This window comes from Streptomyces humi (assembly GCF_001005085.2).
GTDB classification, from domain to species: Bacteria; Actinomycetota; Actinomycetes; order Streptomycetales; family Streptomycetaceae; genus Streptomyces; species Streptomyces humi.
In genome coordinates, this window is sequence record NZ_LBMU02000001.1 from 19,836 (window position 1) to 33,225 (window position 13,390).

Consider the following 13,390-nt stretch of genomic DNA (forward strand, 5'->3'; position numbering starts at 1 on the left):
GAAGGTGCCGGGCGGGGCGGCGGAGGGCTTTCGGGACGGGAAACGAGAGGGGGACGGCAGGAGAACAAGAAAGCGAAGCGGAAGATCGATTTTGTGCCGAACCGGCCGCTCATACACCGAAACCTCCCCGGGCGCATCCCCCGGATGGGCGTTCTCACATGAACGGAGTGCTTACACCCGCGCACGGCTGGCAATAGGTATCGGTATGTCGAGCCGCGGCCAGGAGGCTGGAGCATGAGCATCTGGTGGTCACTCCATCTGCGGCGTGAGGCCGCCAGCGTGCCGCTCGCCCGCAGGCTGCTGATCGGCACCATGGAGACCGCGGGCGTCGACCCCGACATCTCCTACGACCTCTCCGTCGCCCTCAGCGAGGCCTGCGCGAACGCCGTCGAGCACGGCGGGGCCGGCCGTCCCTCGGAGGCGTACCGGGTCACCGCCTACCTGGACGGCGAGAAGTGCCGTATCGAGGTGGCCGATTCGGGTCCGGGCATCGGTCCGGGGTTCGCCCGCACCCAGGACATCAGACCTGCCCGCCTCGACGCCGAACACGGCAGAGGGCTCTGTCTCATCAGGGAACTCGCCGACCACGTCCACATCGGCAGCAAACCGGGCCGCGGTGGCACGGTGGTCAGCTTCGACAAGATCCTCAAGTGGAAGAAAGATCCTTCCCTGCTTTCGGCATGACTCTCGCCCCCGCATAACCCGCGCGCTAGGGTGCGCGCATGTTTCTCAGAAAGATTAAAGAAATCCCCGTCCTGCCCGACGTGATATTGCGTCCGCTTGCCGTCGGCGACGCGCGAGCGCTGAGCATCGCATACACCGTCAACCGAAGCCATCTCGAACCCTGGGAGCCGGTCAGACCCGAGTCCTTCTTCACCGTCGAGGGGCAGACCGAACGCATCCACGACCTGCTGAAACAGGCCGCGGACGGGGTCCTGCTCCCACTGCTCATGGAGTCGGCGGGTACCGGCCGGATCGTCGGTGCGATCACTCTTACCGGAATTTCACTGGGGCCTTTCTGTAGTTCCTACGTCGGCTATTGGGTGGCCGGCGATCAGCAGGGCCGCGGGCTGGCCACGGCCGCGCTCGAACGGGTCTGCGGGATCGCGAGAGAGGTTGTCGGACTGCACCGGATCGAGGCATCCACCCTCATCGACAACACGACGTCCCAACGCGTGCTGAAGAAATGCGGATTCGAGACGATCGGTGATGCCCCGCAGTATCTGCACATCAACGGAGAATGGCGGGACAGCCGGCTCTTCCAGCGGATCCTGCACGACCGCGATCCGGCCCTGTGACCAGCGGCTTCCAGCCGGTTTCAGCTTCCTGGGCGTTCACAGGTCGTTCCCAGCTCGTGCCCATGCCCCTGACAAACGGCGTTTCTAGCTTCGTCGCCCATGACGGGAAACCACAAAGACACGTCGATCACCCGCCGCCGCGCCCTCGTGGTGTCCGGCGGCACGGTGGCGGCCGGCGGCCTCGCGGTCGCCGGCTTCCAGTCGGCCTTCGCCGACACGACCGACGGCACCGACGCGGACGCCACGGCCTCCGCCGGCTCCACCAGCAGTGAGTGCATGACGCTGATGACCAGCGTCACGGAAGGCCCGTACTACCTCGATGGTGCCTTGGTGCGCAAGGACATCACCGAGGGCAAGGCCGGCGTTCCGCTGACCCTCCGCCTGACCGTCGTCGACGCCACCGACGGCTGCACCCCGGTCAAGGGCGCGGCGGTCGAGATCTGGCACTGCGACGCCTGGGGCTACTACTCCGGTTACACCACCGCCAACCCCGGTGGCTCCGCCCCCGCGGAGAGCGAGGAGGGCGACTCCGCCAACGACCAGACATACCTGCGCGGTTACCAGATCGCCAACGCCAACGGGGTCGTCAAGTTCGAGACGATCTTCCCCGGCTGGTACACCCCGCGTACCTGCCACATCCACGTGAAGGTGCACACGGGCGGCGAGAAGGAGGACGGCACCTACGAGGGCGGCATCGTCAACTACACCGGCCAGCTGTTCTTCGACGACGGCATCGCCGAGGAGATCTTCGCGCTGGAGCCCTACTCGAAGCACACCGGCAGCTACACCGTCCTCGCCGACGACATGGTGTACGACGGCGGCGGCGCTTCCAGCGGGCTGCTGACCCTGAAGGCGGTGCACAAGAAGGACCCCTCGAAGGGCTACAAGGGCTCGCTGACCCTGGGCATCGACCCGGACACCGAGAACACGGGCGCCGGCAGCGGTGGTGGCGGTACGCCGCCGAGCGGTGCCCCGAGCGACGCGCCGACGGGCACCCCGCCGAGCGACGCTCCGACCGGCAGCGCCTCCCCCTCGGCCTCCGCCTCCTCATAAGGTAAGGGACATGACAAACCGCGAGGACGACGCGCTGGCGCTGGCCGCGGTGGCCGCGCTCACCGGGCAGCTGGCCCTGGCCCCGAAGCCGGGGCTGCCCGACCCGCGTGACCTGGACGCGCACAGCACGCGCCGGGAGCACGACAGTCTGCGCTGGTCGGCCAGGGCGCTCGCGCCCGGCCTCGCGGCGATGGCCGCCTCCGCCCGCCGTACCGGCGAACCCTCGCCGGCGCTGCGGGCGGAGCTGGGCGCGATCGGCCGGTGTACCGAGCACTCGGTCGGCCTGGCCGGCGGCGGCCACAAGGGCGCGCTGTGGGCCCTCGGCCTACTGGTCGCCGCGGCCGCCCTGGACCCCCGGGCGAGGGCCCGCGAGATCGCCGCGACGGCCCGCAGGATCGCCGCCTTCAACGACAAGGGCGCCCCCAGACGCCCCTCGCGTGGTTCGACGATCTCCGCGAAGTACGGCGCCGCCGGTGCCCGCGGCGAGGCCAGGGCCGGATTCCCGCACGTGCGCAGGGCGTTGGAGGCACTGGCGACGGCCCGCAAGGCGGGCGCCACCGAGGACGAGGCCCGTCTGGACGCCCTCCTCACCGTGATGTCCACCCTCCAGGACACCGAACTCCTCTACGACACGGGCCCGTTGGGCCTGCGCCACGTACAGGCGGGCGCGCGGGGAGTGCTGGAGGCGGGCGGCACGTCGACGACCGCGGGCGCTGAAGCCCTGGCGGCCATGGACGCAGACCTGCACGAACGAGGCTGGAGCCCGAGAGGCAGCGCAGGCCTCCTGGCCGGCGCCCTCTTCCTGGACGCACTGCCCACTGTGTAACACCGTGACTGAGCGCCCCTTCAGGGGCGCGAGGAACCGCGCGAGCAACCACCCACGACCCGCGGACCGACGAATGGCCGGGCACCCACCTGGTACCCGGCCATTCACCTCACCTCACCTCACGTCACCGCACGTCAGCTCTTCAGCGCGGCCATCCAGGCCTCGACCTCGTCCGACCGCCGGGGCAGCCCCGCGGACAGGTTCCGGTTCCCGTCCTCCGTCACGAGGATGTCGTCCTCGATCCGCACGCCGATCCCCCGGTACTCCTCCGGCACGGTGAGGTCGTCGGCCTGGAAGTACAGCCCCGGCTCGACGGTGAGCACCATCCCCGGCTCCAGGACGCCCTCCACGTACGTCTCGGTCCGCGCGGCGGCACAGTCGTGGACGTCGAGCCCGAGCATGTGCCCGGTCCCGTGCAGCGTCCACCGGCGTTGCAGGCCCAGCTCCAGCACCCGCTCCACCGGCCCCTCCACGAGCCCCCACTCGACGAGCCGCTCGGCCAGCACCCGCTGCGCGGCATCGTGGAAGTCGCGGTACTTGGCACCCGGCTTCACCGCCGCGATGCCGGCCTCCTGGGCGTCGTACACGGCGTCGTAGATCTTCTTCTGGAGCTCGCTGTACGTGCCGTTGACCGGCAGCGTGCGCGTGACGTCGGCGGTGTACAGGCTGTGCGTCTCGACGCCCGCGTCCAGGAGCAGCAGCTCGCCGGAGCGCACCGGCCCGTCGTTGCGGACCCAGTGCAGCGTGCAGGCGTGCGGGCCGGCCGCGCAGATGGAGCCGTAGCCGATGTCGTTGCCCTCCACGCGCGCGCGGAGGAAGAACGTGCCCTCGATGTACCGCTCGCTGGTGGCCTCGGCCTTGTCGAGGACCTTAACGACGTCCTCGAAGCCGCGCACGGTCGAGTCGACGGCCTTCTGGAGCTCGCCGACCTCCCACTCGTCCTTGACCAGGCGGGCCTCGGAGAGGAAGACGCGCAGTTCCTCGTCGCGCTCGGCGGTGACCTTGTCGGTCAGCGCGGCCTCGATGCCGGCGTCGTACCCGCGCACGACGCGGACCGGGCCGGTCGCCTCGCGCAGCTTGTCGGCCAGCTCGCGGACGTCGGCGGCGGGGATGCCGTAGAGCGTCTCGGACTCGGTCAGCGAGTGGCGGCGGCCCACCCACAGCTCGCCCTGCCCGGAGAGCCAGAACTCGCCGTTCTCACGGTCGGAGCGGGGCAGCAGGTAGACGGTGGCCACATGGCCGTCGTCCTTCGGCTCCAGGACCAGTACGCCGTCCTCGGTCTGGTTGCCGGTGAGGTAGACGTACTCGACCGACGCACGGAACGGGTATTCCGTGTCGTTCGAGCGGGTCTTCAGGTTGCCTGCCGGGATCACCAGGCGCTCGCCCGGGAAGCGGGCGGACAGCTCCGCGCGGCGGCGGGCGGTGTGCCCGGCCTGCTCGACGGGTTCGAGGCCGCGCAGCTCGGTGTCGGCCCAGCCGGACTTCATGCTGTCGGCGAGCTCGTCGGACACGCCCGGGTACAGGCCGTTCTTGCGCTGCTTGATCGGCTCTTCGTCCGCCGCGTCAGCGGCATTGTCGAGCACAGTTTCCGGGGTCTCCGGGAGCTCGTCGGCCACGTTCATCCTCCTCGACACTGCTGTGGATCCCGTCCATCGTACGTTCGTACCGAACGGCGTCCCAGGGACGGGGACCGGACGGGGACCCATGGCCGTATGAGGTGCGTCGGCCTCCGCTTCCTGACTGGCCGGTCAGTCGAACCGGGCGGCCAGCAGGACGACGTCCTCCTCGCTCTCCGCCGTGTCCAGGCCGTCCGGCAGCACCGTGCGCAGCACGTGGTCGGCGACCGCCCCAGGGTCGTGGCGCAGCGCCCGCGGGATGCTCGCGGCGGCCGTGTGCAGGCGGGCGAAGGCGCGGTCCATGGGGTCGCCGGTGCGGTGCAGCAGCCCGTCGGTGTACAGCAGAACCGTCTCTCCCGCCGCGGCCTGGATCTCCACGCTCGGCGCCTCCCAGCAGGCCAGCATCCCGAGCGGCGCGGACACCGAGGTCTCCGCGAACTCGGTGCGGTGCGGACCGATCAGCAGCGGCGGGCTGTGGCCGGCCCCGGCCAGGGTGACCTTGCGCAGCGCGGGTTCGCAGTACGCGAACAGGGCAGTGGCGGAGCGGGCCGGTTCGGTCAGCCTGAGCAGCAGTTCGAGGTCGGAGAGGACCGCGACCGGGTCCTCGCCCTCCATCACCGCGTACGCCCGCAGGGAGGCCCGCAGCCGGCCCATCGCGGCGACCGCGCTCGGTCCTGAGCCGGTCACCGAGCCGACCGCGAGACCGAGGGCGGCGTCCGGCAGCGGCAGCGCGTCGTACCAGTCGCCGCCGCCGCGCGGGCCGGTGCGGTGCCGGGCGGCGAGCTGGACGCCGGCCACCCGGGGCAGCCGGGACGGCAGCAGTTCCTCGGCGATGGTCGCCATGCACGCGCGCGTGCGCTGCACCTCGAGGAGCCGCACCAGGTGCTCGGCGGCGTGCCGGACGTACAGGCCGATGAGGTGGCGCCGCCGCTCGTTCGGTTCGGCCGGTTCGTCGTAGAGCCAGACGACGGCGCCGAGACGGGCACCCGCGTCGGTGGCGAGGGGGAGCGCGTAGCTGGCGGCGTAGCCGAGGCGGGCGGCGACCTCCCGGTGGCGTGGGTCGAGGCCGTCCTCGGCGAACAGGTCCGGGTGCGCGATCTCACCGGCGGTACCGCTGTCGTACGGCAGCGCGCCGCGCGGGACGGTCTCCAGGTGGCCGAGGTCCGCGGGGCCCAGTCCGAGGCCGATCGTGGTCCGCGGCCCGAGGCCGTCACCGGGTTCCAGCGCCACGAGGCCGCGCCGGGCGCCCACGAGGGCGGCACCGGCGCGCAGCAGCTCCTGGAGAGCGGGCTCCGGTCCGTCGGTCCGGGCGAACCGTTCGGTCAGTTCATGGAGGGTGGTGAGGTCGGAGACCCAGCCGGCCAGCCGGTCCTGGAGGAGGGTGCCGGGGGCCGGGACGGCGGGGGCCTTCGGGACGGGAGGTGCGCCCGGGGCGGGGGGAATCGGCGCGACAGTGTGGGCGGGCGTGGGAACCGTTGAATCGATTCCAGCCACTTTCGGAGGGTGCGGGGCGTTCATCGCGTCCGGCTTTCAGACCTGTGCGTACTGCTCAAAAGCATCGCAAACCCCCATGTCTTTCTGCGCCGCCGGCAGTGTCTCCACATGTACACGCACTCGTAAGGAGATGTCCAGCATTGTCCTGCCGGGATTCCTGGTGTCCGTGGGACCTTGCGGAGGTGTCTCCCGGACGGCTTGCACAAAAGCAAAGTTGGCTTAAAACTGACTCGGGTAACGGTTCATTGCGGTCGACTGGCCTTGCTCCACGGAGCGTCACAACGGTCGTGATGGGTACGTACTCGGTGAAGGCCAGGGGTGGTTGGGGAGCACCCGGAACCTGGCGACGGACCCGGGCGTCTTAACCACCGACGACCGTGCCCCATCCTCCCGTGGCGGAGGCGGAGAGAAACACTCGGAACGGCAAAACGCCAGACTTCGCCACCCCCACGCCGTGTCCGTGGTTTTGATAGAGGCAGTACGGGACGCGGGTGCGGCCCCCGCTCGACCCCCTGGGGTTCCCCTTGCCCGGCGCAAGGGTGTGATGCGCCAACAGGTACGCACAGTGAAGTGATCGACACATGGTGTGATGTGGTCCTCGGTGTTGCCAGCGGTGCAACGGAAAGGAACGAGCGCTCATGCGCGAGATCCTCAAAAGGCGACGCAGGCTCCTGTCCAAGCGCAACGACAAGGGGCCTGAGTTCCTCGGCGCGGCCCTGACCTTCGCGACGGAATGGCAGTGGCCCGTACTCCCGGGAGTGGCCCCGGATCCGCAGGGCCGGGCCCGGTGCGCCTGCCCCGACCCGGAGTGCACGGTGCCCGGCGCGCACCCCTTCGACCCCGGTCTGCTCGCCGCCACCACCGACGAGCGCATGGTCCGCTGGTGGTGGGGCAACCGGCCGACGGCCCCGATCGTGCTCGCCACCGGAGCGGCCGGCGGCAAGGCGCCCTGCGCGGTCAGCCTGCCCGCTCTCGCCGCCTCCCGCGCGCTCACCCTCCTCGACCGCCGCGGCATGCGCCTCGGCCCGGTGGTGGCGGCGCCCAATCGCTGGGCGCTGCTCGTCAAGCCCTACTCCATGGAGCAGTTGGGCGAGTTGCTGTACGCCAAGGACTTCGTCCCCGGCTCGCTGCGCTTCCACGGCGAGGGCGGCTATCTCGCCCTGCCGCCCTCGGAGACCGGTCAGGGCGCCATCCGCTGGGAGCGGGCTCCGCTGCCCGGCTCGGCCAAGCCCTGGGTGCCCGATGTGGAGGCCGTGGTGGACGCCGTGGTCGACGCCCTCACTCGTACGGGTGTGAGCGCACCCGAGTTGTGAGGATCTCGGGCGCGCGCGCGTGGCTTGCCCCGTCGTGGTCGTTATCTTCCGCTACATGAACGTACGTCTGCTCGCCCTCGCGGGCGTCGTGGTGTGCGCGGTCGCGCTGCCGCTGACCGTGGCTTCCGCAGGGCAGGTGGGCGATGCCGCCGCGCGCCCCTCCGGTCCGTCCGGGCGGCGCGACGACGCGAAGCTGCCGGTGCCCGCCCGCTCTCCTCTGGTGCTCGGGCTGGGCCTGGCCACGGCCGCCCGCTGTGGTCCCGAACTCACCTCGCCCGACGGCGTCGAGGCGCAGACCTGTGTGATGACCCAGGGCGCGGACACCTGGGCGCGCACCTACTACCGCAACGCCACCGGGGCCGGCCTGGACTCCGTGCTGAGTCTGATGGGCCCGCACGGCCACACCGTGCAGACGCACTGCGACACCGACGCCGACGACGAGCCCGCCACCTGTGAGACGCCCCGGGAACACACGCGGGGCGCGCTGGACGCCTACACGGCCGTCTCGGAGTTCGCGGCGCGGGACGACGACGGGCCACTGCTGCTGCGCTCGGCGAGCAACTCCGCAAGCGACTCCGGGACCGGATCCGCGAGCGATGCCGGGAGCGACTCCGGGACCGGACCCGCGAGCGATGCCGGGAGCGACAAGCCCGGGGACGCGTCGGCAAGCGGTTCCGAGGCGGGCCGGCAGAGTGGCGCCGACGGCGATTCCGGGGGTGGCGCCGGCAGCGGTTCCGCGGAAGTTCCCGGGGCCGGCTCCGCGGTGTCGTCCGGCGGCAACTCGAAGGCTGTTGACGGGAGTTGACGCTTCGCTGCGGTCCGTACACCGGACGCGGGCATGAAAAGGCCCGGTTGCTGGCGACGGGGGATGCACCAGCAACCGGGCTACTGAGACGGTAACAAGAGATCGGCGGTTCGCAAATTCGATCTCGGCTATTCGGACACGTATTTGCTTGCCACGTAGGGAAGTTGTGACAGGAGTCACCTGACCCGACGGGCCTGGCGCGGCTGACCGACCGGTCAGCCGCGCCCCGCGTCCGCGCTGATCGTCAGCTGAGCGTGACCTGCCGGTTGGTGAGCCCGCCGCGGGCCCGCCGCTCGTCCGCCGTGAGCGGTGCGTCCGAGGCCAGGGCGGTCGTGAGCCGCTCGGCGAACTCCGCGGCCGGCTTCTCCACGTCCTCCGCGCCGACGCCGCTCGGCAGGTCCCAGACCGGCACGGTGAGCCCGTGGGCACGGAAGGAACCGACCAGCCGGGTGCCCTCACCGAGGCTCGAGCTGCCCGCCGCGTGCAGCCGCGCGAGAGCGTCCAGAAGCTGCTCCTCGGCATACGGCATGACCCAGCGCAGGTGGTTCTTCTCCGGCGTCTCGCACCAGTAGGCGGAGTCCACGCCGGTCAGCTTCACCGTCGGGATGGCCGCCGCGTTGGCCCGCTCCAGGGAGGCGGTCACGTCCGGGGTGGCGTTCTCCGCGTCCGGCACCCAGAACTCGAAGCCCTCGTGCACAACTGGCTCGAACGCGCCCTCGGGGTCGAGCAGGTCCTGGAGCCGGGGGCCGTCGGCGGGTGCCCGGCGGCCCTGCACCGGAGTGCCCGGCTCGGCGGTCAGCGCGCGCTGGAGGATGTCGGCGAGGTCGCGGCTGATGTCACCGGACGCCGTGTCGTTCTGAAGGCCGAGCAGGACCGAGCCGTCGTCGCGGCGCAGGGCCGGCCAGGCCATCGGCAGCACCGTCGCGAGCGTGACCGACGGGACGCCCTCGGGGAGGCCGTCCTTCAGGGTGAGCTCGACGGTGGCGGCGGGCACCAGCTCGCGCAGCGCGACCCAGTCGCCCTCGCCCGCCAGCCCCTCGAACGGGCGGTGCACCAGCTCGGTCGCCGCGTGCGCGGCCGCCCGGCCGTGGCACGCCTTGTAGCGCCGGCCGCTGCCGCACGGGCAGGGTTCGCGGGCGCCGACAACCGGGATCTCAGCGTCGCTGAGCTGCGGCCGCGTGGCCTTCGTCTGGGGTCGCTTCTTGGCCATCTGGGTGTCTCCCGGTTACGGCTCGTCTCGTACTGGCGGGAGCCTAGCCGTTCACGCCCCGGACCACGGGAACCTGTGGACAGAGCGGCGGCGGGAAGCGGTCCGGGAAGGGCGGATCGTGGACGGCGCGCCGGGCGAGGCGGGCCCGCCCGGCCGGCCGATCGTGTCCGGGGCGCCGAGCGCGCCGATGCGTCGAACGCGTCCGGGGCCGGTGAAGCCCGGTGCGGCGAGCGTGTCCGGGGTCGGTGGCGCCCGGTGGGTCGAAGCGTGTCCGGGGTCGGTGGCGCCCGGTGCGTCGAACGCGTCCCGGGTCGGTGGCGCCCGGTGTGGCGAGCGTGTCCGGGTCAGTCCAGGTCGTCGAACGCGTCCGTGAAGTCCAGGTCGGTGAGTTCCGGGCCCGTGGGTGTCGCGACGCGCGCGGCGAGGGTGTCGCGGCGGTCCCGGGCGCGGGGGACGCGCGCGTCCTCGTGCACCACGACCCACACGGTCACCTCGCCTCGGGCGTCGTCCCGGACACCCCAGTCGTCGGCGAGCGCGGTGATGATGTTCAGCCCGCGGCCGCCGTGTGCCGTGACCGAGGGCGTCATGGGGGCCGGCCGGGTCGGTCCGCCGCCGTCCGTGACCTCGACGACCAGCCGTCCGCGCGAGTCCACCCGCCAGGCGGCCCGCACGTCACCGTCTCCGGCCAGGGCGTCCCCCAACGGGCGCCCGTGCTTGCAGGCATTGCTCAAAAGCTCGGAAAGGATCAGTACGGCATCATCGATGACCGCTTCCGACAGGCCGCCCGTGCGCAACTGATCGCGCATACGGTGTCGCGCCTTCCCCACGCCCGCAGGGCCATGGGGAACGGCCATGCTCGACGACGTGGGCACCTCCTGTGCCACCACCAACGCCACCCCCGAGACCTCCTTTGCCCCACGCCACGGTGTGGATGCCCCATCGGCCTGAACCGGAAACCGGCCAATGAATGTCCGGTGACGCATTCGCAACGGGCGAATACACACCGAACGCGCCGGAGCACTCCCTGTGACGGGTCGTCGCCGCGTCCCCCAGACACGGCTTCGTATGGCTTGATTTCGACGGTGTGGCCGAAAGTGAGAATGATGTGAGTGGGGCGCCTGGGTCAAGAGGCGCGAGACGTCCTTTACGTGTCTCTTTATCTGAGACTTATTCAGCTCACCGCCCCAGCCGGCGCAGCACCGCCGCGGGCCGGTTGGTGATGATCGCGTCGATGCCGAGCTCCACGCACAGGTCCACGTCCTCCGGCTCGTTCACCGTCCACACGTGCACCTGGTGGCCGTTGCGTTTCAACCGCTCGATGTACGAGGGATGGTTGCGCACGATCCGGACGGAGGGGCCCGCGATCCGCACGCCGGCAGGCAGCCGTCCGTCGCGCAGCCGGGGCGAGAGGAACTGCAACAGGTAGACCGTCGGCAGGGTCGGCGAGGCCGCCCGTACCCGGTGCAGCGACCGCGCGGAGAAGCTCATGACGCGCACCGGCGAGTCGGCCGTCGTGGCCGGGGCGTCCAGCCCGAACCGCTTCAGCAGCGTCAGCAGCCGGTCCTCCACCTGGCCCGCCCACCTGGTGGGGTGCTTGGTCTCGATCGCCAGCTCCACCCGCCGTCCGGCGTCCGCGACCAGCTCCAGCAGCCGTTCCAGCGTCAGTACGGAGGTGTCCCCGCGGTCCTCCGGCCGGAACTCCCAGTCGGGCTCCTCGTCCCGCCCCCGCCAGGCCGGGCTCTTCTTCCACGCGCCGAAGTCCAGGGCGGCCAGGTCGGCGAGCTCCAGGGCCGAGACCGCGCCCCGCCCGTTGGACGTACGGTTGACCCGTCGGTCGTGCACGCACACCAGGTGCCCGTCGGCGGTCAGGCGAACGTCGCACTCCAGGGCGTCGGCGCCGTCCTCGATGGCCTTCTTGTAGGCGGCCAGCGTGTGCTCGGGGGCGTCCTCGGAGGCCCCGCGGTGGGCGACGACCTGGATGCGATGCTGTGGTGCGTGGGTCACCGCGACATGGTGCCACCGTCAAGGGGTACCCGGGGGCATCCCCGATGCCAGCAAAGGGAACTTTTGTCGGACAGGCCCTATATAAAGGTTGTCCGTGTACCCACAGCCACCGCTTATGGTGCTCTGACGGCCTGTGGGAAAAGCTGACGGCATACAAAAGCACATGCACAGCTGAATCGCGCCGGACCGACATACAAGCGTGAACGAGCGTGACCGAGTGCGACCGACAAAAGCAGCCGTGGACCGAGGAGAGAAGCTGTGAGCACCGAGAACGAGGGCAACCCGGTACCCCCGGCCCCGTCCACACCTCCAGTGCCGCCGGCGACTCCCGCTGCCTCCCCGCAGCCCGCCGCTTCCGAGGGGGACGCGCCGACCGCACCGATCCCGCCGGCCCCCCAGGGCGCCCCCGCCCCGGCCGCGGGCGACCCGTACGCGGCCGCACCGCAGGCCCCCGAGGGTGCCTGGCCGCCCCCGCCGCCCGCGACCCCTTCCTACGCGGACGCCGGAGCGGGTGCCGGAGCGGCCGCCGGAGCCGGCTGGGGCTCGCCGTACGACCAGCAGCAGCACCACCCGTACCAGCAGCCGCAGCACGCGCCGAAGAAGGGCAGTGGACGCGGCGGCCTGATCGCCGCCGTCCTGGTGGCCGCGCTGGTCGCGGGCGGCGCCGGCGGCGGTCTCGGCTACACGCTGGCCAAGAACAACGACGACAGCGGCTCCACGACCGTCTCCGCGTCCACCGACAGCGGTGTCACCCAGGTCAAGCGCGCCGCCGGCACCATCGCGGCGGTCGCCAACAAGTCGCTGCCCAGCACGGTCACCATCGAGGCCGAGTCCACCAGCGGCGACGGCGGCACCGGCACCGGGTTCGTCTTCGACACCCAGGGCCACATCGTCACCAACAACCACGTGGTCGCCGACGCCCTCGACGGCGGCAAGCTGACCGCGACCTTCCCGAACGGCAAGAAGTACGACGCCGAGGTCGTCGGCCACGCGCAGGGCTACGACGTTGCGGTGATCAAGCTCAAGAACCCGCCGTCGGACCTCAAGCCGCTTCCCCTGGGCGACTCCGACAAGGTGGCCGTCGGCGACGAGACGATCGCGATCGGCGCCCCCTTCGGCCTGTCCAACACCGTCACCACCGGCATCATCAGCGCCAAGAACCGCCCGGTCGCCTCCAGCGACGGCAGCGCCTCCAGCAAGGCGTCCTACATGAGCGCCTTGCAGACCGACGCCTCCATCAACCCGGGCAACTCCGGCGGTCCGCTGCTGGACGCCACGGGCGCGGTGATCGGCATCAACTCGGCGATCCAGTCCGCCTCCAGCGGCGGTTTGGGCAGCACCGGGCAGTCGGGCTCGATCGGCCTCGGCTTCGCCATCCCGATCAACCAGGCCAAGTACGTGGCCCAGCAGCTGATCAAGACCGGCAAGCCGGTGTACGCGAAGATCGGCGCCTCGGTGTCCCTGGAGGACTCGTCGAACGGCGCCCAGATCACCGACTCCGGTTCGGGCGGCTCGGCCGCGGTCGAGTCGGGCGGGCCCGCCGACAAGGCCGGCCTCAAGCCCGGCGACGTCATCACCAAGCTGGACGACTCGGTGATCGACAGCGGGCCGACCCTGATCGGTGAGATCTGGACCCACAAGCCCGGTGACAAGGTGGAGGTCACCTACAAGCGGGGCGGCTCGGAACACACGGTCACCCTCACCCTCGGCTCCCGAGTGGGCGACAACTGACTCCCACCCGCCCGCACGAACCGGTTACCCTGTTCCCCGC

General features: G+C 71.1%; 11 protein-coding genes and 1 pseudogene. 7 read left to right on the top strand and 5 right to left on the bottom strand.

What is annotated here, in order from left to right:
• Positions 1-234 precede the first annotated feature (234 nt).
• The 4 genes from AAW13_RS00105 (at position 235) to AAW13_RS00120 (ending at position 3,177) form a co-directional block, all read left to right on the top strand.
• Complete coding sequence (locus AAW13_RS00105; RefSeq protein WP_046727545.1) at positions 235-684, top strand: ATP-binding protein; 450 nt, start codon at positions 235-237, stop codon at positions 682-684.
• Positions 685-722: 38 nt separating this feature from the next.
• A complete protein-coding gene (locus tag AAW13_RS00110; protein ID WP_046727544.1) occupies positions 723-1,298 on the top strand; it encodes a GNAT family N-acetyltransferase in 576 nt (191 codons plus the stop codon).
• Positions 1,299-1,397: 99 nt separating this feature from the next.
• A complete protein-coding gene (locus AAW13_RS00115) occupies positions 1,398-2,351 on the top strand; it encodes an intradiol ring-cleavage dioxygenase (RefSeq protein WP_046727543.1) in 954 nt (317 codons plus the stop codon).
• A 10-nt stretch (positions 2,352-2,361) separates the two neighbouring features.
• Positions 2,362-3,177, top strand: a complete 816-nt coding sequence (locus tag AAW13_RS00120; RefSeq protein ID WP_046727542.1) for a triphosphoribosyl-dephospho-CoA synthase — start codon at positions 2,362-2,364, stop codon at positions 3,175-3,177.
• A 134-nt stretch (positions 3,178-3,311) separates the two neighbouring features.
• Here the strand turns inward: AAW13_RS00120 and AAW13_RS00125 are convergent, their stop codons facing one another.
• Positions 3,312-4,799 carry an aminopeptidase P family protein gene (locus tag AAW13_RS00125; RefSeq protein ID WP_046727541.1) on the bottom strand — a complete coding sequence of 496 codons (1,488 nt, stop codon included), beginning with the start codon at positions 4,797-4,799 and terminating at the stop codon, positions 3,312-3,314.
• Positions 4,800-4,925: 126 nt separating this feature from the next.
• A complete protein-coding gene (locus tag AAW13_RS00130) occupies positions 4,926-6,311 on the bottom strand; it encodes a PP2C family protein-serine/threonine phosphatase (RefSeq protein ID WP_046727540.1) in 1,386 nt (461 codons plus the stop codon).
• Positions 6,312-6,925: 614 nt separating this feature from the next.
• On the opposite strand from AAW13_RS00130, the gene AAW13_RS00135 reads away from it, so the two are divergent.
• Both AAW13_RS00135 and AAW13_RS00140 read left to right on the top strand, forming a co-directional pair.
• Positions 6,926-7,600: a bifunctional DNA primase/polymerase gene (locus tag AAW13_RS00135; protein WP_046727539.1), complete on the top strand. Its 675-nt coding sequence runs from the start codon at positions 6,926-6,928 to the stop codon at positions 7,598-7,600.
• A 55-nt stretch (positions 7,601-7,655) separates the two neighbouring features.
• Positions 7,656-8,183, top strand: a pseudogene (locus tag AAW13_RS00140) (hypothetical protein); the annotation flags it as partial.
• A 466-nt stretch (positions 8,184-8,649) separates the two neighbouring features.
• Here the strand turns inward: AAW13_RS00140 and AAW13_RS00145 are convergent.
• The 3 genes from AAW13_RS00145 to AAW13_RS00155 all read right to left on the bottom strand — a co-directional run bounded on the left by AAW13_RS00145 (position 8,650) and on the right by AAW13_RS00155 (position 11,619).
• Positions 8,650-9,615, bottom strand: a complete 966-nt coding sequence (locus AAW13_RS00145) for a DUF5926 family protein (protein WP_046727538.1) — start codon at positions 9,613-9,615, stop codon at positions 8,650-8,652.
• A 344-nt stretch (positions 9,616-9,959) separates the two neighbouring features.
• The gene (locus tag AAW13_RS00150; RefSeq protein ID WP_046727537.1) at positions 9,960-10,598 is read right to left on the bottom strand and encodes an ATP-binding protein; all 639 of its coding nucleotides are present in this window, start codon (positions 10,596-10,598) and stop codon (positions 9,960-9,962) included.
• 193 nt (positions 10,599-10,791) lie between these two features.
• Positions 10,792-11,619, bottom strand: a complete 828-nt coding sequence (locus AAW13_RS00155) for a glycerophosphodiester phosphodiesterase (protein ID WP_046727536.1) — start codon at positions 11,617-11,619, stop codon at positions 10,792-10,794.
• 258 nt (positions 11,620-11,877) lie between these two features.
• Here AAW13_RS00155 and AAW13_RS00160 point away from each other — a divergent pair, with 258 nt between their 5' ends.
• Positions 11,878-13,350: a S1C family serine protease gene (locus AAW13_RS00160; RefSeq protein WP_046727535.1), complete on the top strand. Its 1,473-nt coding sequence runs from the start codon at positions 11,878-11,880 to the stop codon at positions 13,348-13,350.
• Positions 13,351-13,390 lie beyond the last annotated feature (40 nt).

Coding starts and splice junctions, on each gene's coding strand:
- AAW13_RS00130 (WP_046727540.1), bottom strand. CDS start 6,311: ATGAACGCCCCGCACCCTCCGAAAGTGGCTGGAATCGATTCAACGGTT.
- AAW13_RS00105 (WP_046727545.1), top strand. CDS start 235: ATGAGCATCTGGTGGTCACTCCATCTGCGGCGTGAGGCCGCCAGCGTG.
- AAW13_RS00135 (WP_046727539.1), top strand. CDS start 6,926: ATGCGCGAGATCCTCAAAAGGCGACGCAGGCTCCTGTCCAAGCGCAAC.
- AAW13_RS00150 (WP_046727537.1), bottom strand. CDS start 10,598: ATGCGTCACCGGACATTCATTGGCCGGTTTCCGGTTCAGGCCGATGGG.
- AAW13_RS00115 (WP_046727543.1), top strand. CDS start 1,398: ATGACGGGAAACCACAAAGACACGTCGATCACCCGCCGCCGCGCCCTC.
- AAW13_RS00145 (WP_046727538.1), bottom strand. CDS start 9,615: ATGGCCAAGAAGCGACCCCAGACGAAGGCCACGCGGCCGCAGCTCAGC.
- AAW13_RS00110 (WP_046727544.1), top strand. CDS start 723: ATGTTTCTCAGAAAGATTAAAGAAATCCCCGTCCTGCCCGACGTGATA.
- AAW13_RS00120 (WP_046727542.1), top strand. CDS start 2,362: ATGACAAACCGCGAGGACGACGCGCTGGCGCTGGCCGCGGTGGCCGCG.
- AAW13_RS00125 (WP_046727541.1), bottom strand. CDS start 4,799: ATGAACGTGGCCGACGAGCTCCCGGAGACCCCGGAAACTGTGCTCGAC.